Origin of the sequence: Radiobacillus deserti (genome assembly GCF_007301515.1) — a bacterium.
Lineage (GTDB): Bacteria > Bacillota > Bacilli > Bacillales > Amphibacillaceae > Radiobacillus > Radiobacillus deserti.
This window is the reverse complement of record NZ_CP041666.1, coordinates 183,661-204,579: the sequence shown is the minus strand read 5'-3', so window position 1 is coordinate 204,579 and position 20,919 is coordinate 183,661. Positions and strand designations below refer to the sequence as shown.

Genomic DNA, 20,919 nt, shown 5'->3' with positions numbered 1-20,919 from the left:
TTTATGTATGCCTTTGAATCTAAGTTTTACAAAACAGAATAGAAAGTATGAATACACTCTTTTTATCCAATTCGATATGTTGGATTGGATAAAATGGCGGTGGTAATGGTATGGAAGTGCCAATATTATAAAGAGCCTCTGTTACATCCGATAGATTCCCCGCTTCATCAACCGCAATAGCCTTTAATGTAGTCCTCTGGCTTATAGATAGAGGGGTGTCGTATTCCTGACTTAATTGGGTTGGTGCTGTTCCATCTAATGTGAAATAAATAGTCGCTCCACTTTCGGCACTTAAGGCTACAGTCTGTGCTGAATAATACGTCCCACCTTGTACAGACACAGATGGCTTTGCTGGTGCAACTTTATCAATGGTGTAGACTTCTTCAAGGACTTCTGATACATTCCCTGCTGAATCCACAGTTATGGCTTTTAGTGTCTTTGTGTCACTAATGGTAATTGGATGTTCATATTTTGTGCTTGCAATAGTTGGGGTAGTCCCATCCAATGTAAAATAAATGGTTCCTGTAATCTCTCCACTGAGATTGAGAGTTAGATTCGTATTGTATAACCCACCTACTAGACTTACGTTTGGTTTTCCTGGGGGTATCTTATCAATGATGTAGATTTCTTCTAAGACTTCTGATACATTTCCCGCTAAGTCCACGGTAATGGCTTTCAAACTCTTCGTTTCACTAATGGTAATTGGATGTTGATATTCTGTGCTTGCAATAGTTGGGGTAGTTCCATCCAAAGTATAATAAATAGTTGCTCCAGCTTCTCCAAGCAAGCTAATCGTTTGATCGCTGTTGTATGTACCTCCAGCTATATCCACGGTTGGTTTTATTGGCCGGGCTACGTCAATGTCATCATCTTCCAAAATAGCTTTTAATTTTGGATAATGTCCTATAGGCCACTCCCAAACACTTCCATCCCATCCTGCATCATGATAAAGAGTCTGTTCTACCATCTCCGCTGTTGTTTTTCCTTCTCCACCATCACTTGTATCATTCCCTGATTGGTCCATATCCCAGAAAGAAGCTGTAACGTCTCCTTCTGCTGCTATATTTTCCCCAATCAAGCCTCCATACTTTCCTTTTATTACATTTCCAGTTACTTTACCTACCGCATAGGTTTCACTTATGTATCCATCATTTTTACCGATTAATCCTCCTACCCATTCCTGAGTAGCCGTTACATTGCCAATTGCATACGATTTACTTATCGAACCGTTACTTAATCCAACTAACCCACCAATTGTATAACTACCAAATACATTCCCTGTTGCATAAGATTCTGTTACTTGTCCTCCACTCTTTATTTCTCCTATCAATCCCCCAGCTATGAACAATCCATCCTTCGAATACATACCCTTTACTTCACCAGTAGCATGAGATTGCATAACTTGACCATTTTCTAAGCTTCCGATAAGTCCTCCTGCCATTTCAAGGGAAGAAGAAACATTACCAGTCGCATACGATTGTTTGATAGAGCCGCTTGAGTCCATCGTGCCTACTAATCCACCAGTAATACTATGACCGGTTACAGTAGCATTAGATACGGAAGACTCGATTGTTCCTTTATTAATTCCTACCAATCCTCCAACTGAGGTTTTTCCTTGGATAGTACCTGCTATCACAGATACATCCCGAATCACTCCTTCATTTTGTCCTACAAGACCTCCAATGTTGGCACTGACCACTCCATCAACTTCAACATGAACAGTATCCAAGATTACATGTTCAATTGTTCCACTAGAGAAAGCAAAGAGACCAATATATTCAAGAATAGTTGAAGTATCGGCGGCTATATGTAAGTTCTTAATCACATGATTATTTCCATCAAAATGACCGCTAAATTTATTCGCATTCTCTCCAATGGGGTCCCAGTTAGAAAAGGATGATAAATCAATATCATTACCTAATTCAAAATAAACGTCGGTATCGCTTAAAAAATTTCGCATTTCGTCCAATTGACTGGCAGATGTAATAATATACGGTTCACTAGCCGTCCCCGCACCAGCTCCAGAAAAAGCTGCCGCCTTAGAAGTAAAGCTTAAAACCAATAAAGAAACGATTGCTACGATACATGCAGTCAAAACTTTACTGTACTTTCTTAAACTATTAAACAAGTCGTTATTATGCCTTTTCATTTTTCTCCTCTCCTTTGTAAACCATCTTTTCATAAACATAACCTAGTTTTATTCTATAAATTCTGCCAGATTAACAATCTGTTATATTACAAATACTCTTTTACTTTAACATAAAAATACAGTTAAAAGATGGGGTTCACACCATAATTTGGGTTTTACCATGAGACTTTAAACGGACGTAAAAGTCTAGGAAAGTCCTTGTGATTAACTTGATCAAACAATGCTCGCCCAAACAACCTTTTTACATCTTTATAGAGTGAACATGTATAACTAAAAAGGAAGTCGGCCCTGACCGACTTCCTTCCTAAATAAATCTAACTATAGAAATTATATTAGACAACCTTTAATTTCCCTTTCCATTTACTTTTTCCGTAATATAAGACTTACTAAAAAATTTGCTATTAATCTCTTGATTTATAGATAAGCTGCGATATTTAACACTTTTTATGATTGTCTGACCCTTTAACAATTTGTATTCCAAAGGTAGTCCGGTCGTCCGATCAAAATAAATACCGAAAGAGTCATACTCTTTATTCCCAACAGTCCCAACAATCTTTACAGAATCTCGTCCACTCTTTTTTTCAGAGAAACCTTCAATAGACCAATCTCTATTAACAATCAAAAGATTCACTAGCAACTCTTGTGGAAAGATTAAAAGCTTGGAATGAAGAGCATCTGGAAAATCATCTCTATAATTAAATATATTTTCGTTTGCATTTACAAGCTCTTCCATTTCAATTTTAACGTTCTTATTTCTTTGTTTATACGGCAGTGGTTCTTCCCTCAATACACCTTCATCACTTGTATAAGTATATAATGTTTTTCCATCACTAACTGTATAAGCATCATATACTTCTGTTTGAGAAGTCTCATAGAACTTTTGCTTAGTTAAATCTAAGCCGAACTCCGTAGATAACGTATAGTCTTCTCCAGAAACTTCTACACCACCCTCCAATGTGTCGTAGTAATTTATAGAGTTAAAAACTCTATCTAGTAGTTCTTCTTTGCCATCTATAGGATCTATAACAGCATCGCTACTTTTTATATTTTCTTTTTGGGGATCCATTTTTGTTTCTTCTGTATCTTCTATTCCTACGTTACTGTTAAAAATCAGAATGCATGCAACAGTTATAGCAGCAAGTATAGAAAAAATAGGGAATAATTTGTTGTCAGATTTAGTTTTAGTACTGATTTCATTCAAACTGTTCCATTCTTCAAAAGTTATCTTTACATTATCCAGATCTTTCTCCAATGCCTTTTTTATTTGTTGGTCAATTTTCATAATCTACATCCTTCCCCTCTAGTTTTCTCTTAAGCGTATCCCGGGCTCTAAAAAGTCTTGTCTTAACCGTGTTCTGTTTAATTTCTAAAATTTGAGCAATCTCATCAATGCCATATTCCTTGTAGTAATAAAGCAAGATAACATCCTTTTGTTTGATAGGAAGTTGGTCAATTTGCTTATTAATTTCCGTATCTCTTTCCGTTTGTAATGCACTATATTCAGGGGTGAATGTTGAGGCTTTTTCACTAATAGGACCTAAGACCGTTCTCTTTACATATGATTTTTTTAAATAGTCCTTACTTTTATTAATCGCTATTCTTATTAGCCACGTTTTGTAACTGGATTTATGTTTAAATGAACGAAGTTTTTTGAAACAAGAAACAAAGGTATCTTGAAGAACATCTTCTGCCATCATCGGATCTTTTATATAGAAATAGATTATTCTTTTTATTTCTTCAGAGTATGTAAGAATTAACTTGTGAAACAAGTCTTGATGACTTAATTTATTGAATTCATTTTCTTCCTGAATCTGCATCGTTCTTCTCCTTTTTTTCGACTTCAATTATTAGACGACTGTAGGTTTGCTTAGGTTCTCATAAAATAAAGGTAGAACAAAATAATGTTCTACCTTTACACCTACAGTTCGTATTCTTTAAAATTTTTCAAATCTCTTACACCACATTCTCTTTTTCCGGAATCCTCAACCCGAAGGTATCTGCGGTTATTTTATTCGCTTTTTTTAGCCTTCTTAATTTGGGATGAGAAAACCAAATAATAGATATGAAAAGAGCTCCTACACCTGTACCTATAAATATAATTTGGCTTTCTATTACAGTTGCAAGATATCCGCCAGTCAGAGAGCCTATTGGCATCGTAAGAGCACTACTGCTATACATAACGGAATGGACTCGACCTAATAATCGATTCGGAATAATGGATTGACTAATACCCGCAAATAACACGTTCACTGCCCCGATCGGTATCCAAGCTAACCCAAACAATATCGAAGTGAAAATGGGGGATGCTACAAAGCCAGCACCTGACCACGAAATTGCTCCTAAAGTAAAGCATATAATTGTTGTTCGACCAATGTTCATTTTCCCTAACAGCGAACCTAAAAGAGCTCCCATTAAGGATCCTGATGATAAGGATGTTAATAATATCCCGTAGGTAGTGGCACCTCCTAGCTGTTCTGAAAATGTCGGTAGAATCGCCATTACGATGCCAATAGTAAAGTTTGTTAACATGGAGCCTACCATCATAGCCCAAAACAGGGAATGGAATACAATCCCAATTCCTTCTTTCAGCTCTTTAAAATACGTACTTACTACAACAGAAATCTTCTGTTTTGGTTTCTCCTCATTTTCATTAGTATCCTTTCTAATTGCTACTTTAACGAAGGAAAAGAGAATAGCAGCTATAGCAAATGTAAATGAATCTATCAAGTAAATCGTGATAGCACCAAAGAATGTGACAATCAATCCTGATATAGCGTTAAACAAAAGATCGACGCCTTGATATGCAAAAGCAAATAAAGAGTTTCCTTTTATTAATTCCTCTTTTTCTAAGATTAGCGCTAGAGCTTTTGTTTGTGTAGGATAGGCAAATTGCTCGATAAAAGCTATAATCGGCATTACTGTGAGAATTAAGCCAATGCTTAGGAAGTCTAAATAATAGGCAACTGGTATAATTAAGATTAGGATAGCCTGAAAAGATTGCGTTGTTACTAATGTTTTTCGGACTTTCCATTTATCTATAAATGGGCCCGTGAGAATGTTGGTCGTTGCATACCTTATGTTAACATCTTATTTAAAAATTTATCTTCTACTTTTATATATCAAGTAAACTGATTTAAAATTCTCCCGACAAACTCTTTAACTATTGAAATAAATTATGATTGACTGTTCAATATCCGTTGCACTTATTAATCATGTATTGTGAAAATGTATTTAACCTTTCCTCTTTGCTTTTGGAACTTACCATAAATACTTTTCGTTTGGGAATTGCTGTTCGGGGAGTGAAAGGTATTCGAAAAATCAGGTTTTCTCTTTCATACTTTTCAACTATGCTCTCGAACATAAATCCAATACCTTCTCCATTCAATATAAGACGAACAGCAACTCCTGTATGATCAACTCTGTATCGCATTGTTTCATGCTTTCCTATCTCCATCTCAAACCATTCAGAGAACTCTGTCCCCCAATTATAATGAATAAAAGGAATGTTTTTTATATCCTCAGATGTTACTGAACCTAGTTTTTCTACTAACTGTGCTGAGCCTACTAAAACTATCGGTTCTTCTCTAATGGTATAGATGTTATACAAAGATGAATAAGAAGGGTTATACACAAACCCAACATCTATTAGACCATATTGGATTTTCTCTATAATATCTTTTGAATGTCCAGTAATTAAACGTATCGCTGTTTCGGGATTACAAGATTGATAGCTATTAATTTGGTCAAAAATTTGAGTATCCCAAAGTGAATTCATTCCGCCTATTACCAAATTATTGTTGAAGTTTGATTTAATCCTTGTAGTCTTGATTCCTTCATTCATTATTTCTAATGTTTGAATGGCATAAGCCAAAAACGTCTTTCCCGCATTAGTTATTTCTACATTACGAGTTTTCCTAATGAATAGTGTTTCTCCAACTTCCTCTTCCAACAATTTTATTCTTGCCGTAACGGTTGATTGAACAACATTCATTTCCTCTGCTGTTCTTGTGAAGTTCTTATTGTTAGCAAGAGAGACAAATGTTTTTAATTGCTCAAAATCCAAACCTTCCACCTCCTATTAATTAATTTTTTTGATTAATATAATCGAAATAATTCGTTTCTATAATTATTGTTTTTTAATTACTATTGATTATAGGAGGATTCATATGACTAAGCAAACGTACATTCTAGCATTTCTTATATTCCTTTTATCAACTGGCGGTTATACAGCAATGCCTTTATTTCCTTTGCTAACAGATATTCACAGCATTAACCTTACACAAGCAAGTACATTAACTGCGATTTATATTTTTTCTCAAAAAGCAACCCCTTTTCTACTTGGCCCACTTGGGGACTACTATGGATATAAACGGATATCTGTTTTAGGTGAAATGATAAGAGGCATAGGGTTCATCGGTGTAGGCTGTGTATCCAACTACTATTTTTTAATAGCCTGTTCTTCTTTGGCTGGTTTAGGAGGAGGATTTGCAGGCCCATCTTTACAGTCACTTATTATGAAAAGCTCGAAATACGAAGAAAGAGCTAAAGTTTCTTCTTTAAGAGCAAGTGCCACTAATGCTGGACTATTGTTGGGGCCTATCTTATCAGGTGTAGTAATAATGACTGGAAAGTTAAGTTTTGTTTTTATTTTGGCTGGGATTCTATATCTTTTAGGATCTTTTTTATTAGTCTTATTCATTAATTCTTCTATACAAACTTCAAAAATCGGGAAAATCTCTCTTCAGCACGTAACAGAAATTCTTCAAAATAAAAGCTTTACACACTTATTGACTTTTATGCTTATGTTTTATGTTTTATTTGCACAGTTATTTGTAACTTTACCAGAATACGCTAAGCAATTTACAGATCAGATTCAAACATTGTTTCTAATTAATGGAATAACGGGTTTAGTTCTACAATATCCAGCAGGACTATTAGTGAGTAAATATATCAAACCAAAATTCTTCATAACACTTGGTATTACATCCATCTTTTTATCCTTTCTCACATTATTTTTATTGCATAATTATATAGCATTATTCGTGGCCATTATCTTATTTACTATTGGAGAAATTATCATCTTACCTATTATGGAAACATCTATTGCAAACCACTCTGATAAATCTGGGAATATGGGTCTCTATTTTGGAGTTAGCAAATTATCTGATGGAATCGGCAGACCATTAGGTAGCGTATTAGGTGGATGGCTACTTTATAGTTTACAACCGTCTTTCGTCTGGTTCATTTTTTCTGTCTTCTCCATTGCTATTCTTTTTTATTACTTACTATTTTTAAAAATGGAAACCTAACAGGAGAACAATAGTAAAAATTACCAAGAGTGTTATTAGGTTTTGTGGGTAAGTAACTAATCTCCCTTTGTTTAACGATAAAAGTCACTTTCATACTTTAAAAGATTCCCCCAAAATAATTAACCAATGCGATTCACCTATAAATATTAAGAATTATTTCCTTTCGGGGTATGGATGTTTTGCTTAACTCACTAACATAAAAATTCAATTCATAAGGGACATATTGTGGCATAACATTAAATCCATTTTTGTTTATATCTATAATTCCATATCGAGCAAAAGGCTCATTAAAACAGCCAAGTGAGCCAGGGTTAAAGAAAGTTTTATTATTACAAATAAAATGGTGTGTGCTATGATCGTGTCCAAAACAAACCAATGAAAAGATACTTATTCCGTCTATAACAGAAAAATTCTTTTGTGAAGGCATACCTGTTAAATCAAAAGGGTCTTCACTTATATGATCTTCGTTAAAGGATTGTTTCATTGGATAATGTATTAGATGTAGGTTATGTTCATGGATAGTAGGATTTAATATACGGGGAAGGTTTTCCAAATTAGAAATATGTTCCTTCTTTAATCTTGCTGCAATCCATTCGTGGTGTGGTTTAACGTTGATTCGACTCTCGGGGTAAGGTTCATTGTTGAGAAGTGCTAAGACCGATTCATCATGATTTCCTGTAATCATTTTAACATTATTTCTTTCGAATAAAACATCTAAAACTTCATTGGAAAATGGCCCTATTCCAATCATGTCACCAAGGCAATATATTTTTCTTTAATATCTTTTAACACCGCATTTAATGCGTAAATATTCCCATGTATGTCCGAAATTATTGCAACCCTGTACATTTCCACACTATCAACTATACATACGAAGCCACTTTTCATTAACTCCCCCATAAGTCAATGAGCTTTCTACTAAACAGCCACACTTGTAAATATTGTGTCACAAAAGCCATTAAAAAGTTATCAATACTCCCGCTTTGTCATCAGACTTTTTAAACCTCGGATATTTCAAACCTCAGGATCGGATTCTACAATCTCAATTAAGTCATCCATATACCGTTTAATCCCTTTAGAAGAAATGCTGTAGGCCAGATAATCCCAATAACTTTCACTTCTTGGCACACATTCTTTTGGAAGAAATAATCCATCTGTAATTATAATAAGGTGCTTTTATCCATTTTTGTTGATTTTCCAATGTTCAGTAAATTTAATAGCATCTTCCTCACCATTTAATACTCCATATCCCTTAGAGGTTTGCTTTCCTTCCTATTGGAGATTAGTATATCTTTCACGATTTTCATTAGTTCTTCTCAACTGGGTAATCGGTATGAAAATCTGTATCACTAACGTACCTGTTAGTTGAAATTTTAACTCTTAATTTGAGATTATTTTTACGTACATGCCTCTCGTTGCTTTTTCATATGCTCTATTGTTCATCTCTTTAACTTTGTCGGAAAGGACGGATGCTCTAATCAACTTATTTCCAGAAAGAATTGAAGGATCTATTAGTCTTACCTTATTTTTACGGTATAAATCGTAATCTACTGAATCTTCTACTACCTTTACATTTTGATGTATATTCCCTAATAGTATTTGTATTTCTTCGCTTTTTGATTTTTTTAATTTTTGAATAAGCCCATTATCATCTTTAAGAAAATCGTTAAAGTAAATAACTTTATTATCCAATGCCACTTTCAATGTTTTTGCTAAAATATCATAGCCATATATATTTAATGGATCCATGAAGAAGTCTATTACTTCTTTATAATACGTATTAACAAACCATTCAGTAATTTCAATGTTTTGAAGATACATTTTCCCATCATCTACAGTTAAATCACTTAAGAATTTGTGAACATCCCGTAGCGATATCTGTCCATATTCAAACATATCCCGCAATGTATAGTCTACCCTATCTGCACATAATTCGGGTGCTGGTTGTTCAAGTATTGTCCACTTTTTATCATCAGGCAATATATCTTCATATTTGTAACCATACTTCTTCAAAATAGTAGGAATTTCAGAATTCTTAATAACGGAATTATAAATTGTTTCATGATAGTCCTCATTTTTATTATCAAGCACAAAATCAATCACATGGGAAAATGCTGTATGGGATACATCATGTAACAATCCTGCGATTTGTTCCTCTATGGAACCACCGAGTTTTTTAATCAAAAGCATAACTCCTATTGAATGTTCGAATCGAGTTACATTCCATTTTCCATTAACTAAGTAGCTTGCTCCCCCCTGATGAATACCCTTTAACCTCTGTACTGGTTTACTTAAAACTAATTCTTCTAATACCTTATCTACTTCAAACTCTCCGTACAGTTTATCTAAAATAATCAAACGCTTTCCCCCTCGCTTTAAAAACACGAACATATTTAAGGAACTGTGCCTTATATTCATTAGTTCATCAAAAAATTACTTCGCCTTCTTTTTGGTTCTTTCCTGTTTTTGTTTTAATAATCTTGATTTCAGACAACAGAATAATTTTTTCAGCTGCTAAGTATACGTTTCAATATATCATTTTGTGCCATATCATAAGTCAATACTGTTTCTCCATCAACTCCAATTAACTTCCAGTAAATCGTCAACTATCTGTAGATAAGATAAACATAACTACTCTTCCTCATCTTCAAATTAATAATTAAATTATATGAAATAATAACTAACAGTGATTTCACATTTACATTAATTAGCACCCCTTTTCAAATTACCTTAACCCTTGCCCTCTACCATGTCCTTTAAAACTAAGTTTTACAAAGTCCCTTCCCTCGCTTCAGCTAAGTTTTTCAAAGGAAAGCACTATTGCTTCAGACGAAAATCATGTGATGAATATTGAGAAATGAGACTAAGATTTACAAAGCACAATGAGATTAAGGAGATCGGATGGAGTTTTTCAGACTTTTCTTCACGATTTCTAATCCCCATCACCTATATCTATCTCCCTATTACTTTCTTCTTCCCTCTCCAAATCCACCTTCCCCCCTTCTCCGCCAACGCTTCACCCACTCTTCTCAATGTTATTATGTTCTTCCCCCAAAACTTCCATTTCCGCCCTCTTTTTTTACGTTCTAGCTTGTATCGAATATTCGGACAATGTTAAATAGATGTTCCCTGAACGGGAACAGAGATAAGAAAAAATTATGAAATAAGAGCCACAAAAACCCTCTTCTCTCAACACCCACTTTGTTCTATCGAACGTTATAGAAAAAGGTATAAAAAACAAACGAACACACTATAACCCTATCAAACAAGGTGTTGGGGGAATATTGGCCAAAAGAAAAGGACTGAACCCCTATTGGATCCAGCCCGAATTTTATATTGTTTTTTTCAAAAAACGATTGATTTACATAACGGTCTGCCTGCTCTTTTTCTTCTCTCTTCCATCCGCTCCGGATACCAACTATTTAGCAGTGGGTACCGACTTTTTAGCTTGGGGAAGTGGAAAGTAACAGGGACATAACATTAGATTAACTGCATATATACTTTTATTCCACCGTAACCGACTTCGCCAAGTTCCTTGGCTTATCAACATCACAATCGCGGTGAAGCGCTGCATAGTAAGAAAGCAATTGCATTGGTACGACACTTACAAGGGGTGTTAATAGCTCATGAACGTGAGGTAATACGAAAGTATCTCCTTCTTGTTCTAAGCCCTCCATACTAATGATGCAAGTGTTTGCTCCGCGAGCCGCTACTTCCTGCACGTTTCCGCGGATGGATAAGTTTACATTTCCTACTGTTGCAAGTGCGATAACTGGAGTTCCTTCTTCGATAAGCGCGATAGTACCGTGCTTTAATTCTCCTCCAGCAAAGCCTTCCGCTTGGATATAAGAAATCTCTTTCAATTTTAATGCCGCTTCTTGCACGACATTATAATCAGAGCTTCTTCCGATAAAGAATGCATTTCTTGTTTCGGCGAAGAAGTCTTTTGCAATTTGTTCGAATGTTTCTTTTTGATCGGTTAAGCTTTCCATCACACTTGCTACAATCGCAAGCTCTTGTAATGGATCAAAGCTGAAATCAAGGCTTTTTGCTTTCGCTGTGTCTACTGCAAGAATCGCTAGAACTGCGATTTGTGCAGTATAAGCTTTTGTAGAAGCTACTGCGATTTCTGGCCCTGCATGTAAGTGTAACGTGTAATCTGCTTCACGAGAAAGGGTGGATCCCGGAACGTTTGTAATCGTTAACGCTGGGTGACCCAATTCTTTTGTTTGGACTAATACGGAACGGCTATCTGCTGTTTCTCCACTTTGTGAAATAAAGATAAATAGTGGTTTTTCAGATAACAATGGCATGTTATAAGAGAACTCACTTGCCACATGTACTTCCACTGGAATTTGGGCAATTTTCTCGATGAATTCTTTGCCTACAAGTCCAGCGTGGTAACTCGTTCCTGCTGCGATAATGTAAATGCGGTCCGCACCTAACATGGCTTTACGAACATTCGCATCTAATTTAATCTCATCATTTTCATCTTGATACTCTTGGATAATTTTTCGCATTACAAAAGGCTGCTCATCAATTTCCTTAAGCATAAAGTGTGGATAGGTACCTTTTTCGGTATCTGTTGCATCGATTTCTGCTGTAAATGGCTCACGCTCTACAACGGTTCCATCTAATTGTTGTAACTCAACATTCGTGCGTTTTACGATAACAACTTCTTTGTCGTGTAGCTCCATATATTGATTCGTAACTCTTAATGTTGCCATAGAGTCACTAGCGACTAGGTTGAAATTATCACCAAGCCCTACAAGAAGTGGACTTTTGTTTTTTGCTACATAGATGGTTTCTGAATCTTCTGCATCGATTAATGCAACAGCATAAGAACCGTGTAAAAGAGACACTGCTTTCCGGAACGCAGCGGTTACGTCGTTTAACTCATTGTTCAATGTTTCAATTAACTGAACGATAACCTCTGTATCTGTTTCACTCACAAGGTTAACATTGGCAAGGTATTCATTGCGTAATTGTACATAGTTTTCGATAACACCATTATGAACAATAGTAAATCTGCCAGACGCGCTTTGGTGCGGGTGAGCATTCTCTTCACTAGGTGCTCCGTGTGTCGCCCAACGAGTGTGACCAATTCCCATCGTTGCAAAGGTATCATCTTGACCTACTTTTTCACGTAAGTTTGCAATACGTCCTTTTACTTTGAATACATCTACTCCGTTATCTGTTAACGTTGCAATTCCTGCAGAGTCATATCCACGGTATTCTAATTTTTCAAGTCCGTTTAATAAAATATCTTTTGTATCCTGTTGTCCAATATATCCTACAATTCCACACATATCGTTATTTCCTCCTTAAAATAAGGGGCAAATAAACGATCCATTCTATAGTTATCTGGGGCGCTCATTTGCCCCTTTCTCATGGGTGTACACCTAGTGCTTTTATTCCTGTCGAAAGAGTCGCCTCTTTGTTTTCGAATAAAAACGTAACGGTTGAGATGTGTGCAACCGGGAGGCATCCGCCGAATTTCTCGATAAACCTCCACCTCGTCAACTGTATTCCACCGAACGGAATATAGTTCAGGCGCTTTTTAGTTACTTTTTACTTCGATCCACCTTTCTATTCTTGAATCAAGCTATCCCTCATTCTTTACTACTCTTTAGTCGTTAAAAATGTGCAAAGAATAGGGAACTCCCTTATTTTACTCGACAAAGGAGTATTTTGACAATATATTTTTTTACTCTGTAAAAATATTGTAACCATCTGTCAGAATGATTGGGATACCTTAATACTATAAAAATATGCGTGAGCAGAGATAGATGTGCTGCTCACGCATGTACTTTTATTCGTTATACAGTTCCAATTTCTTTAATAATTACATCAACGACACGATCCACATACTGGTGGCATGCCTCTTCGGTTGGTGCTTCTACCATGACACGAACGAGCGGTTCTGTACCAGATGGTCGAACTAATACACGCCCTTGTCCTTCCATTTCTTTTTCCACTTGTTCAATTTCCGCTTTTACTTTTGGATGAACGAGAGCTTCCTTCTTATCGGCTACTCGTACATTTTTTAATACTTGGGGGAACTTCTCCATTTCACTAGCTAGCTCTGACAAGGTTTTTCCTGTTTCTTTTAACACATTCACTAGCTGAAGGGCGGTTAGCATTCCATCCCCTGTTGTAATGTAATCAAGGAAAATGATATGACCGGACTGTTCTCCTCCTAGATTATATCCTCCGCGACGCATTTCCTCCATGACGTAACGATCTCCAACAGCCGTCTTATTACTCTTCATTCCGTTTGCCTCTAATGCTTTGTAAAAGCCAATATTACTCATAACGGTTGAAACCACGGTATTATGGCGTAACAGACCTTTATCGTTTAAGAACTTACCACAAATGAACATGATTTGATCGCCATCCACGATGTTTCCTTTTTCATCGACTGCAATTAAACGATCGCCATCTCCGTCAAACGCAAGCCCAATATCCGCTTCTTTTTCTAGCACAAAAGCTTGCATCGTCTCTGGATGTGTAGAACCAACCCCATCGTTTATGTTCAATCCGTCTGGGGAAGTACCAATTGTAGAGATATCCGCATCCAGATCCGCAAATAAATGTGGAGCTAAAGAAGATGTCGCACCGTGTGCACAATCCAATGCTATATGTATGCCCGTAAATTCATTATCAACAGATTGTTTCAAGTATTGAAGATACTTTTGGCCACCTTCAAAATAGTCGCTTATTTGACCAATGTCTCCTCCTATCGGTCGTGGTAGCGTGTCTTCATCCATGTCCAATAAGTCTTCAATTTCTTTTTCCTGCTCATCCGTCAGCTTGAATCCATCAGGCCCGAAAAATTTAATTCCATTGTCTTCAACAGGGTTATGTGAAGCTGAAATCATTACACCGGCTTCTGCACTCATTGCTTTCGTCAAGAAGGCAACCCCAGGAGTGGAAATTACGCCTAAGCGCATAACCTCTGCCCCTATGGATAAAAGACCTGCGGCTAGCGCACCTTCTAACATATTGCCTGATATTCTTGTATCTCGTCCTATTAAAACTTTCGGTTTTTCCGTATGTTTGGTTAGGACATAACCACCAAATCTACCTAGTTTAAAAGCAAGCTCTGGTGTTAACTCTTTATTTGCTATTCCTCTGACTCCGTCAGTCCCGAAATATTTTCCCATGATGTAACCTCTCCTTTACTTCCTTCTGCTTAGGTGAATGATGGTAGTCACCATCCACACTAATCTTCTCTTATACGCACGACCGCTTGGTCAGTCTCGGATTTCCATTGCACATTCTTTGGACCGTCAAACGTGATTGGTAATTCATATTCTCCTGCATCCCGATTTGATACATTGATGGATAGACTTAATTGAGTTTTATCTAAGTCATTGATGATATCTTCCGGTCCCAAAACCGTAATGTCCAATTGATTACTAGTAGGCTCAACGAATGACAGTGAAAGGCCATCCTGCAAATTTTTTACATCGATAGGTACATTTGAAAAACTCTTCTCGATGGTACGATCGACATCAATTTTAACTTTTACTTTTTCTGGTGAAATTCTTCGCATTGCATCAGTACGCTTAATTTCGACCTCAACCGTTGTATCTTTCTCTATTTTAGACAAGTCGATTTCCTCTGTTGTAAGTTCAGACAAGTCCTCTAAATAATCTTCAGCAGCAAAAATAGTAGCTGCCTCCGGCTCAACAGAGATGTTTTTCATGGTCACGCCTTCCGATAATTCTCCTGTCGTCGTTGCCCGGATAGGAACTTCTTTATTAGGGTTCTTTACATCAACAGAAACCTCCACGGTCTCTGGCTCTTTTAAGACAGATAATTCATTTCCTTGACTATCATATACTTTAACTGGTACTTCTCGATTTACAATTGGCTCGTCCAATTCAGCTACATCAACAAATACCTTCACAATTGCAATTTGGTCGACAACACTTTTTGCACTTGTGATACGAACTGTCTTAGGATCAACAGTTGCTTCAGCCAGTTCAAAACCTGCTTCGATTTGTTCTGTATTCAAATAGTCGATAGAAATATTAAATTCTTCTGTCGCTTTTTCTTCGATCACGACTTCTACGCTGTTAGGTTCAATATAAACATTTAAACCATCTGATATACCTGAATGCTGCATTTTTACGGTATGGGTCCCAGGCTCTAGCCCTTCTAAGTCTACATACACATCAAAGTTTTGCTGAATAGCAGCTGGTTGTAATTCGTCCGTAGGTCCCTCTAGTGTAACGGTTACAGTTTGAGGGACGCCACTTACGACATATTTTTCATTATCAATTTTGATATCGACAGGTACATCTTCAATTTTTTGTGTTTGCTCAGATCCGCCAAAAAACGGGCCATCAAATCGATCGGCTTCGTTAGCATTTTCATCTAAACTTACTGAAACATATAGTAATAAAGCCAATGCTAAGGAAACAATTTGAATCGCCCATCGGCTTTTAAACCAATTATCCATTTTTTCTTCCCCTCCAATTCCAGCCTTTTGAGGTAGGGGCTTTAATCGTTTTATTTAACTCGTTCCGTAATAATTCAACGAGTGTATCCTGGTCTATATTTCTATGTAGTTCTCCGTTTTTAGTGCATGATATATGACCAGTTTCCTCGGAAACGACAATCGTTAAGGCATCCGTTACTTCACTTATTCCCATCGCAGCACGGTGTCGTGTTCCAAGTTCCTTAGAAATAAACGGACTCTCGGATAATGGTAGGTAGCATGCTGCTGCTACAATCTCTTCTTTATTTAGAATTACCGCCCCGTCATGTAAAGGAGTATTCGGTATAAAAATATTTGTCAACAACTCACTCGTTAATTGACCCTTGATTGGAATTCCCGTCTCGATATAGTCTCCAAGAGCTGTATCTCTTTCAATCGTAATTAACGCACCTATTCTTCTTTTTGCCATATAATTACAAGATTTCGTAATCGCTTCAATATTTCGGTTGAGGATTTCTTCTTCTGACTTCGTATTTCGAGCAAAGAAGCTACCTCTACCTAGTTGCTCCAATGCTCTTCTCAGCTCGGGCTGGAAAAGGATAATAATAACGATAAACCCCCAGCGAATAGCTTGGTACATTAGCCAATTTACCGTAGTCAAATTAAATATCCCACTCAAAAACCAGACTCCTAAAACAACAAATATTCCTTTAAGAAGCTGGATCGCTTTTGTTCCTCTAATCAATACAATTAATTTATATAGAACATACCAGACAAGGGCAATATCGACACCTATTCTAAGTAAATCTAATAGATCCAAACCCCCATCAAACAGCATGGTTACACTTCCTTTTAAGCATGGTTTCCTCTTCCTATTCTATGATAATATGTTGAAATAGCTGGAGAACAAATTCCAACACCATTTAAACATTCGTTATAAGTATGACTTTTCCTATTATACCATAATAATATCCTATACAATAATGAGAGGATATATCACGAAGGAAAGAGAATTCATTATGCAAAAAGAAAGAACCTTTGCAGGATAGCAAAGGTTTTAGGTGGAACTATTTAAAAGGAAAATACACTTTCCGCAAAATCCTTTATATGATACCACATCCACTCAAATACTTGATTAATCTGTTTAATTTCTCCCGTTACTTGACCTGCAGAGGCCATTAGATGGTCCCCATTTATAACGGTAACGTTACCGTTAACCTTTCCTTGAATATCTATATCGAGATTTTTCACCTTCAAATCTCCATCAACCGTAACGCCTTCTGGAACAATTACTGTCCCGTCTTGAATAATGAGGTTTTCTTTATTCGATACAAATACTTGACCATCAGCATCCCACATGGAAAATGCACTACTAAACATTAGGATGAAGAAAATGGCAGCAGCCGTAATGACTGGATGTGCTCGAAACCATCTCATATAGCTAACCCGTTTCTTTTCTTTCGGAAGATTATCCATTACCTTTGCTGTAAAATTGGACGGTGCTTGAATCGTACTAGTGCTCTCTAACAAAGTTACCGTCCGTTTTAAATCATGAAAATGATGTTGGCATTTTTCACAGGTTTGCAAGTGAGCGCGAAGTTCTTGTTCTTCTTTTTGACTTAACTCTCGGTCTAAATATTTGTGCATAAGCTTAATAGCTTCTTTATTGCATTCCACGGTATTCACACTCCTTTACACACTACGAAGCCTTTTTTTCAGCGCTTCTCGGCCACGATGTATTCTAGTTTTAACTGTGCCAACTGGTATATCTAGAATTTCACTAATTTCCAACAAAGACAACTCATCTAAATATCTTAATGCGATAACACTTCGATACTTAGGAGGTAAAGCCATAATCTCATTTTGGATATACGTTTGCATTTCAAGACTCTCTAGTTCTTCTTCTGGCAAGGGTTGATCGGAGGATAACTGGGAATACATATCCAATCCTTCCGTCCCTTTTACTTCGGCATCCAAATAGTAATCTGGCTTCTTTTTTCGAATACGGTCAATCGAAACATTCGTTGCAATACGGTATAGCCAGGTAGAAAACTTCTTCGTACTATCAAAGGATTGTATATTTACAAACGCCCTTATGAAAGCTTCCTGTGCTAAATCCTCTGCTTCATGCTTGTTCCCGATCATACGAAAACATATTTGGTAGACTTTATTTTGATAAAAGGTTACCACATCCTCAAATGCAGCATGATCCCCTTTTTTAACCTGTTTTATCTTTTGCTTTATAACGGTTTCCATCTAATTTATACCTCCGCTAATACTTGCGGTCCACTGCTATACGATTGACAGACCGATAAGGTTTCATTTGCGTAGTAATTTTTTTGATAGAGTATTTTTAGTGTTTTTCCTTTAGAGGAAATGTTTATTTCTAGGCTGTGTAGGGTAAATCTCTACCAAGTTCCATTATATCAGTTTAGGAGGTAATCATGGATTATAAATTGCAACTTATGGAAAAAATTGAGAAAAGCAGACAAGAAATGATTTCTTTAAGTCAGTACCAAGACTTGACCTCTGAACCTGTTGTTACAGCAATTACACGTCTCGATTACCTAATCTCTGAATTTCAAAGAGTTTATTAAGCATGAATATATAGAACTCCCTTGCCGTAATAGCGACAAGGGAGTTTTTTTGTTTATTTTAATTTTTCTCCAAATAAAGAACCCATTAAGCCAACTGCTAAGGATGCTGTTTTGTTTTTCTCATCAAGAATTGGATTTACTTCCACAAATTCTGCAGAGGTAATAATATCTGATTCGGACAACATTTCCATAGCTAGATGGCTTTCTCTGTAGGAAAGTCCCCCGATTACCGGAGTACCAACCCCAGGTGCTTCGTTAGGATCTAAGCCATCTAAGTCTAAACTTAAATGCACGCCATCTGTTTTCCCCTTGAAAGATTCGATGACTTCAGACATTACCTTAGCCATACCCATTCGATCAATCTCGTGCATGCTATACACGCGAATTCCTAGTTCATTTATCAATTCCTTTTCCCCATGATCTAATGAACGCGCACCGATAATAACAATATTTTCTGGCTTGATCTTTGGAGAATAACCTAAGATATTCGTTAATCGCTCATGACCAATGCCAATATTCACGGCTAGTGGCATCCCGTGAATATTCCCAGATGGAGATGTATCAGCTGAGTTTAAATCTCCATGTGCATCATACCAAATAACACCTAAGTTCTTATGATGTTTAGCAATGCCTGCCAGACTGCCAATCGCAATACTGTGATCCCCACCTAACACTAGTGGAAAGTTTCCGGCTTGAATTACTTCGTCCACTTTCTTTGCCAGTAGTTCATTTCCGTCAGCAACCTCGGATAGATTCTTCAATCGTTGGTTTGCTTGAAGCTCTTTTCGATCCGGACGAGAAATCTCAATATCACCGAGATCGTCTATTATGTAATTCAGTCGTTCTAGTCTTTCAATGACGCCAGCATATCGAATGGCACTTGGTCCCATATCCACCCCACGGCGATTTTGACCTAAGTCCATTGGTACTCCAATTATAGATAATTGCTTTTTCATAGAAAAACCTCCTTTATCTACTCTTATTGTAGACAAAAAAGGCAAAATGACTCAACTTAACATGATATTGCATATATATACGATATTTATTTTTTATAATAAAAAATGATTCTCTTTTAAGAATCATATATGGTGGAGCCTAGCGGGATCGAACCGCTGACCTCCTGCGTGCAAAGCAGGCGCTCTCCCAGCTGAGCTAAGGCCCCCTATAAAGTTAGAAAGTGAGCCATGCAGGATTCGAACCTGCGACCCTCTGATTAAAAGTCAGATGCTCTACCAACTGAGCTAATGGCTCATGACTCAAAAATAGCTTGTCCAAAAAACATAAAAAATGGCTGGGCTAGCTGGATTCGAACCAGCGCATGACGGTACCAAAAAACCGTTGCCTTACCGCTTGGCTATAGCCCAATAAAAAAGAGTGCTAAATTAGGCACTATTTAAATTTGATGCTATGTAAATGGTGGAGGGAGTAGGACTCGAACCTACGAACCCGATGGGAGCGGATTTACAGTCCGCCGCGTTTGGCCAACTTCGCTATCCCTCCGAGATTATAACCATTGAGATATCATTTATATTTATCTTATGCAAAACATAATAAAATGGTGCCGGCCAGAGGACTTGAACCCCCAACCTACTGATTACAAGTCAGTTGCGCTCTACCAATTGAGCTAGACCGGCATATGGTGGAGGATGCAGGGCTCGAACCTGCGACCCCCTGCTTGTAAGGCAGGTGCTCTCCCAGCTGAGCTAATCCTCCGCAGCACAGGATGTGCAAGTGCATGTGTTGCAACAGGACGTTGCGTACTTAACATGCCTTCCTTTATCCCTCTACTATTCTGGGTTATAACTATTAATGGTGACCCGTACGGGATTCGAACCCGTGTTACCGCCGTGAAAGGGCGGTGTCTTAACCACTTGACCAACGGGCCATTTTTAAAAAAGTTGACAGAGCTTCCAGCCGGACTTGAACCGGCGACCTCTTCCTTACCATGGAAGCGCTCTACCGACTGAGCTATGGAAGCAGATGGCTCCACAGGTAGGATTCGAACCTACGACCGATCGGTTAACAGCCGATTGCTCTACCACTGAGCTACTGTGGAATAATGTCAGTATAATACATACCTTGCTTCACAGAGCTGTTCGTTATTCCTAATGTGGAATGATGGTCAGCCTAGCGACGTCCTACTCTCGCAGGGGCAATGCCCCAACTACCATGGGCGCTGAAGAGCTTAACTTCTGTGTTCGGCATGGGAACAGGTGTGACCTCTTCGCTATCATCACTAGACCTTAAAATAATTTTATGGACCCCTGCATCTACCAGCTTATTCAGGATGCAGAATGCTTCGGGGTTACTCGTAGTCTATTCGGCGGAAGCGTTGCTCGCCGCTACCATCACTAGACCTTATAGAGTTTGTACCCTAAAAACTAGATAAGAGTTAGACAATCAAACGCTTAGACC

17 protein-coding genes, 9 tRNA genes and 1 rRNA gene are annotated in these 20,919 nt (G+C 37.3%); 2 read left to right on the top strand and 25 right to left on the bottom strand.

The genetic code is table 11. The features are described 5' to 3' along the window. Positions 1–19: 19 nt before the first annotated feature. The 5 genes from FN924_RS01125 to FN924_RS01105 form a co-directional block, all read right to left on the bottom strand. Positions 20–2,149 carry a chitobiase/beta-hexosaminidase C-terminal domain-containing protein gene (locus FN924_RS01125; RefSeq protein WP_158633898.1) on the bottom strand — a complete coding sequence of 710 codons (2,130 nt, stop codon included), beginning with the start codon at positions 2,147–2,149 and terminating at the stop codon, positions 20–22. A 343-nt stretch (positions 2,150–2,492) separates the two neighbouring features. Further along, positions 2,493–3,431, bottom strand: coding sequence for a hypothetical protein (locus tag FN924_RS01120; RefSeq protein WP_143891688.1), 939 nt, complete (start codon positions 3,429–3,431; stop codon positions 2,493–2,495). Next, positions 3,421–3,966: an RNA polymerase sigma factor gene (locus tag FN924_RS01115; RefSeq protein WP_143891687.1), complete on the bottom strand. Its 546-nt coding sequence runs from the start codon at positions 3,964–3,966 to the stop codon at positions 3,421–3,423. The genes FN924_RS01120 and FN924_RS01115 overlap by 11 nt, the downstream gene beginning before the upstream one ends. Before the next feature lie 136 nt (positions 3,967–4,102). Continuing rightward, positions 4,103–5,227, bottom strand: a complete 1,125-nt coding sequence (locus FN924_RS01110; RefSeq protein WP_143891686.1) for an MFS transporter — start codon at positions 5,225–5,227, stop codon at positions 4,103–4,105. Positions 5,228–5,336: 109 nt separating this feature from the next. Then, positions 5,337–6,212 carry a LysR family transcriptional regulator gene (locus FN924_RS01105; protein ID WP_158633897.1) on the bottom strand — a complete coding sequence of 292 codons (876 nt, stop codon included), beginning with the start codon at positions 6,210–6,212 and terminating at the stop codon, positions 5,337–5,339. Positions 6,213–6,315: 103 nt separating this feature from the next. Here FN924_RS01105 and FN924_RS01100 point away from each other — a divergent pair, with 103 nt between their 5' ends. Next, positions 6,316–7,458, top strand: coding sequence for an MFS transporter (locus FN924_RS01100; RefSeq protein WP_143891684.1), 1,143 nt, complete (start codon positions 6,316–6,318; stop codon positions 7,456–7,458). A 133-nt stretch (positions 7,459–7,591) separates the two neighbouring features. Here FN924_RS01100 and FN924_RS01095 read toward each other — a convergent pair whose 3' ends face one another. The 9 genes from FN924_RS01095 to sigW all read right to left on the bottom strand — a co-directional run bounded on the left by FN924_RS01095 (position 7,592) and on the right by sigW (position 18,163). Next, positions 7,592–8,227 carry a metallophosphoesterase family protein gene (locus FN924_RS01095; RefSeq protein ID WP_228409633.1) on the bottom strand — a complete coding sequence of 212 codons (636 nt, stop codon included), beginning with the start codon at positions 8,225–8,227 and terminating at the stop codon, positions 7,592–7,594. Continuing rightward, a complete protein-coding gene (locus tag FN924_RS19645; protein WP_323368647.1) occupies positions 8,206–8,307 on the bottom strand; it encodes a metallophosphoesterase in 102 nt (33 codons plus the stop codon). Before FN924_RS19645 ends, FN924_RS01095 begins: the two co-directional genes overlap by 22 nt. Before the next feature lie 531 nt (positions 8,308–8,838). Next, positions 8,839–9,816, bottom strand: coding sequence for an HD domain-containing protein (locus FN924_RS01090; RefSeq protein ID WP_143891682.1), 978 nt, complete (start codon positions 9,814–9,816; stop codon positions 8,839–8,841). Between the two features lie 1,145 nt (positions 9,817–10,961). Continuing rightward, positions 10,962–12,767 (bottom strand): glutamine--fructose-6-phosphate transaminase (isomerizing), encoded by a 1,806-nt coding sequence (gene glmS / locus FN924_RS01085; RefSeq protein ID WP_143891681.1) that lies wholly within the window; start codon positions 12,765–12,767, stop codon positions 10,962–10,964. A gap of 510 nt (positions 12,768–13,277) precedes the next feature. Next, entirely contained in the window at positions 13,278–14,624 is a 1,347-nt protein-coding gene (glmM, locus tag FN924_RS01080; RefSeq protein WP_143891680.1) for a phosphoglucosamine mutase, read from the bottom strand. A gap of 59 nt (positions 14,625–14,683) precedes the next feature. Then, complete coding sequence (locus FN924_RS01075; protein ID WP_143891679.1) at positions 14,684–15,928, bottom strand: CdaR family protein; 1,245 nt, start codon at positions 15,926–15,928, stop codon at positions 14,684–14,686. After that, a complete protein-coding gene (gene cdaA, locus FN924_RS01070) occupies positions 15,921–16,742 on the bottom strand; it encodes a diadenylate cyclase CdaA (RefSeq protein ID WP_143897069.1) in 822 nt (273 codons plus the stop codon). The genes FN924_RS01075 and cdaA overlap by 8 nt, the downstream gene beginning before the upstream one ends. Positions 16,743–16,978: 236 nt before the next feature. After that, positions 16,979–17,584 (bottom strand): anti-sigma factor family protein, encoded by a 606-nt coding sequence (locus FN924_RS01065; RefSeq protein ID WP_143891678.1) that lies wholly within the window; start codon positions 17,582–17,584, stop codon positions 16,979–16,981. A gap of 15 nt (positions 17,585–17,599) precedes the next feature. Next, a complete protein-coding gene (sigW, locus tag FN924_RS01060) occupies positions 17,600–18,163 on the bottom strand; it encodes an RNA polymerase sigma factor SigW (protein ID WP_143891677.1) in 564 nt (187 codons plus the stop codon). Positions 18,164–18,351: 188 nt separating this feature from the next. Here sigW and FN924_RS01055 point away from each other — a divergent pair, with 188 nt between their 5' ends. Further along, complete coding sequence (locus FN924_RS01055; RefSeq protein WP_228409524.1) at positions 18,352–18,504, top strand: aspartyl-phosphate phosphatase Spo0E family protein; 153 nt, start codon at positions 18,352–18,354, stop codon at positions 18,502–18,504. A 53-nt stretch (positions 18,505–18,557) separates the two neighbouring features. On the opposite strand, the gene rocF is transcribed toward FN924_RS01055, so the two are convergent. The 11 genes from rocF to rrf all read right to left on the bottom strand — a co-directional run bounded on the left by rocF (position 18,558) and on the right by rrf (position 20,745). After that, positions 18,558–19,460, bottom strand: coding sequence for an arginase (gene rocF, locus FN924_RS01050; RefSeq protein WP_143891676.1), 903 nt, complete (start codon positions 19,458–19,460; stop codon positions 18,558–18,560). A gap of 130 nt (positions 19,461–19,590) precedes the next feature. Then, a tRNA-Ala gene (locus tag FN924_RS01045) sits at positions 19,591–19,666 on the bottom strand. 16 nt (positions 19,667–19,682) lie between these two features. After that, a tRNA-Lys gene (locus FN924_RS01040) sits at positions 19,683–19,755 on the bottom strand. A 37-nt stretch (positions 19,756–19,792) separates the two neighbouring features. Continuing rightward, positions 19,793–19,868, bottom strand: a tRNA-Lys gene (locus FN924_RS01035). Positions 19,869–19,918: 50 nt separating this feature from the next. After that, a tRNA-Tyr gene (locus FN924_RS01030) sits at positions 19,919–20,004 on the bottom strand. A 56-nt stretch (positions 20,005–20,060) separates the two neighbouring features. After that, positions 20,061–20,138, bottom strand: a tRNA-Thr gene (locus FN924_RS01025). 3 nt (positions 20,139–20,141) lie between these two features. Beyond that, a tRNA-Val gene (locus FN924_RS01020) sits at positions 20,142–20,217 on the bottom strand. Positions 20,218–20,314: 97 nt separating this feature from the next. Next, a tRNA-Glu gene (locus FN924_RS01015) sits at positions 20,315–20,389 on the bottom strand. Between the two features lie 20 nt (positions 20,390–20,409). Further along, positions 20,410–20,482: transfer RNA gene (locus FN924_RS01010), tRNA-Thr, on the bottom strand. A gap of 3 nt (positions 20,483–20,485) precedes the next feature. After that, positions 20,486–20,560, bottom strand: a tRNA-Asn gene (locus FN924_RS01005). Positions 20,561–20,629: 69 nt separating this feature from the next. Further along, positions 20,630–20,745: ribosomal RNA gene (gene rrf, locus FN924_RS01000) — 5S ribosomal RNA — on the bottom strand. Positions 20,746–20,919 lie beyond the last annotated feature (174 nt).

Excerpts from the sequence above, each read along its gene's own strand:
- FN924_RS01125 (WP_158633898.1), bottom strand. The coding sequence starts at position 2,149 with ATGAAAAGGCATAATAACGACTTGTTTAATAGTTTAAGAAAGTACAGT.
- FN924_RS01120 (WP_143891688.1), bottom strand. The coding sequence starts at position 3,431 with ATGAAAATTGACCAACAAATAAAAAAGGCATTGGAGAAAGATCTGGAT.
- FN924_RS01115 (WP_143891687.1), bottom strand. The coding sequence starts at position 3,966 with ATGCAGATTCAGGAAGAAAATGAATTCAATAAATTAAGTCATCAAGAC.
- FN924_RS01100 (WP_143891684.1), top strand. The coding sequence starts at position 6,316 with ATGACTAAGCAAACGTACATTCTAGCATTTCTTATATTCCTTTTATCA.
- FN924_RS19645 (WP_323368647.1), bottom strand. The coding sequence starts at position 8,307 with ATGTACAGGGTTGCAATAATTTCGGACATACATGGGAATATTTACGCA.
- glmS (WP_143891681.1), bottom strand. The coding sequence starts at position 12,767 with ATGTGTGGAATTGTAGGATATATTGGACAACAGGATACAAAAGATATT.
- glmM (WP_143891680.1), bottom strand. The coding sequence starts at position 14,624 with ATGGGAAAATATTTCGGGACTGACGGAGTCAGAGGAATAGCAAATAAA.
- FN924_RS01075 (WP_143891679.1), bottom strand. The coding sequence starts at position 15,928 with ATGGATAATTGGTTTAAAAGCCGATGGGCGATTCAAATTGTTTCCTTA.
- sigW (WP_143891677.1), bottom strand. The coding sequence starts at position 18,163 with ATGGAAACCGTTATAAAGCAAAAGATAAAACAGGTTAAAAAAGGGGAT.
- FN924_RS01055 (WP_228409524.1), top strand. The coding sequence starts at position 18,352 with ATGGATTATAAATTGCAACTTATGGAAAAAATTGAGAAAAGCAGACAA.
- rocF (WP_143891676.1), bottom strand. The coding sequence starts at position 19,460 with ATGAAAAAGCAATTATCTATAATTGGAGTACCAATGGACTTAGGTCAA.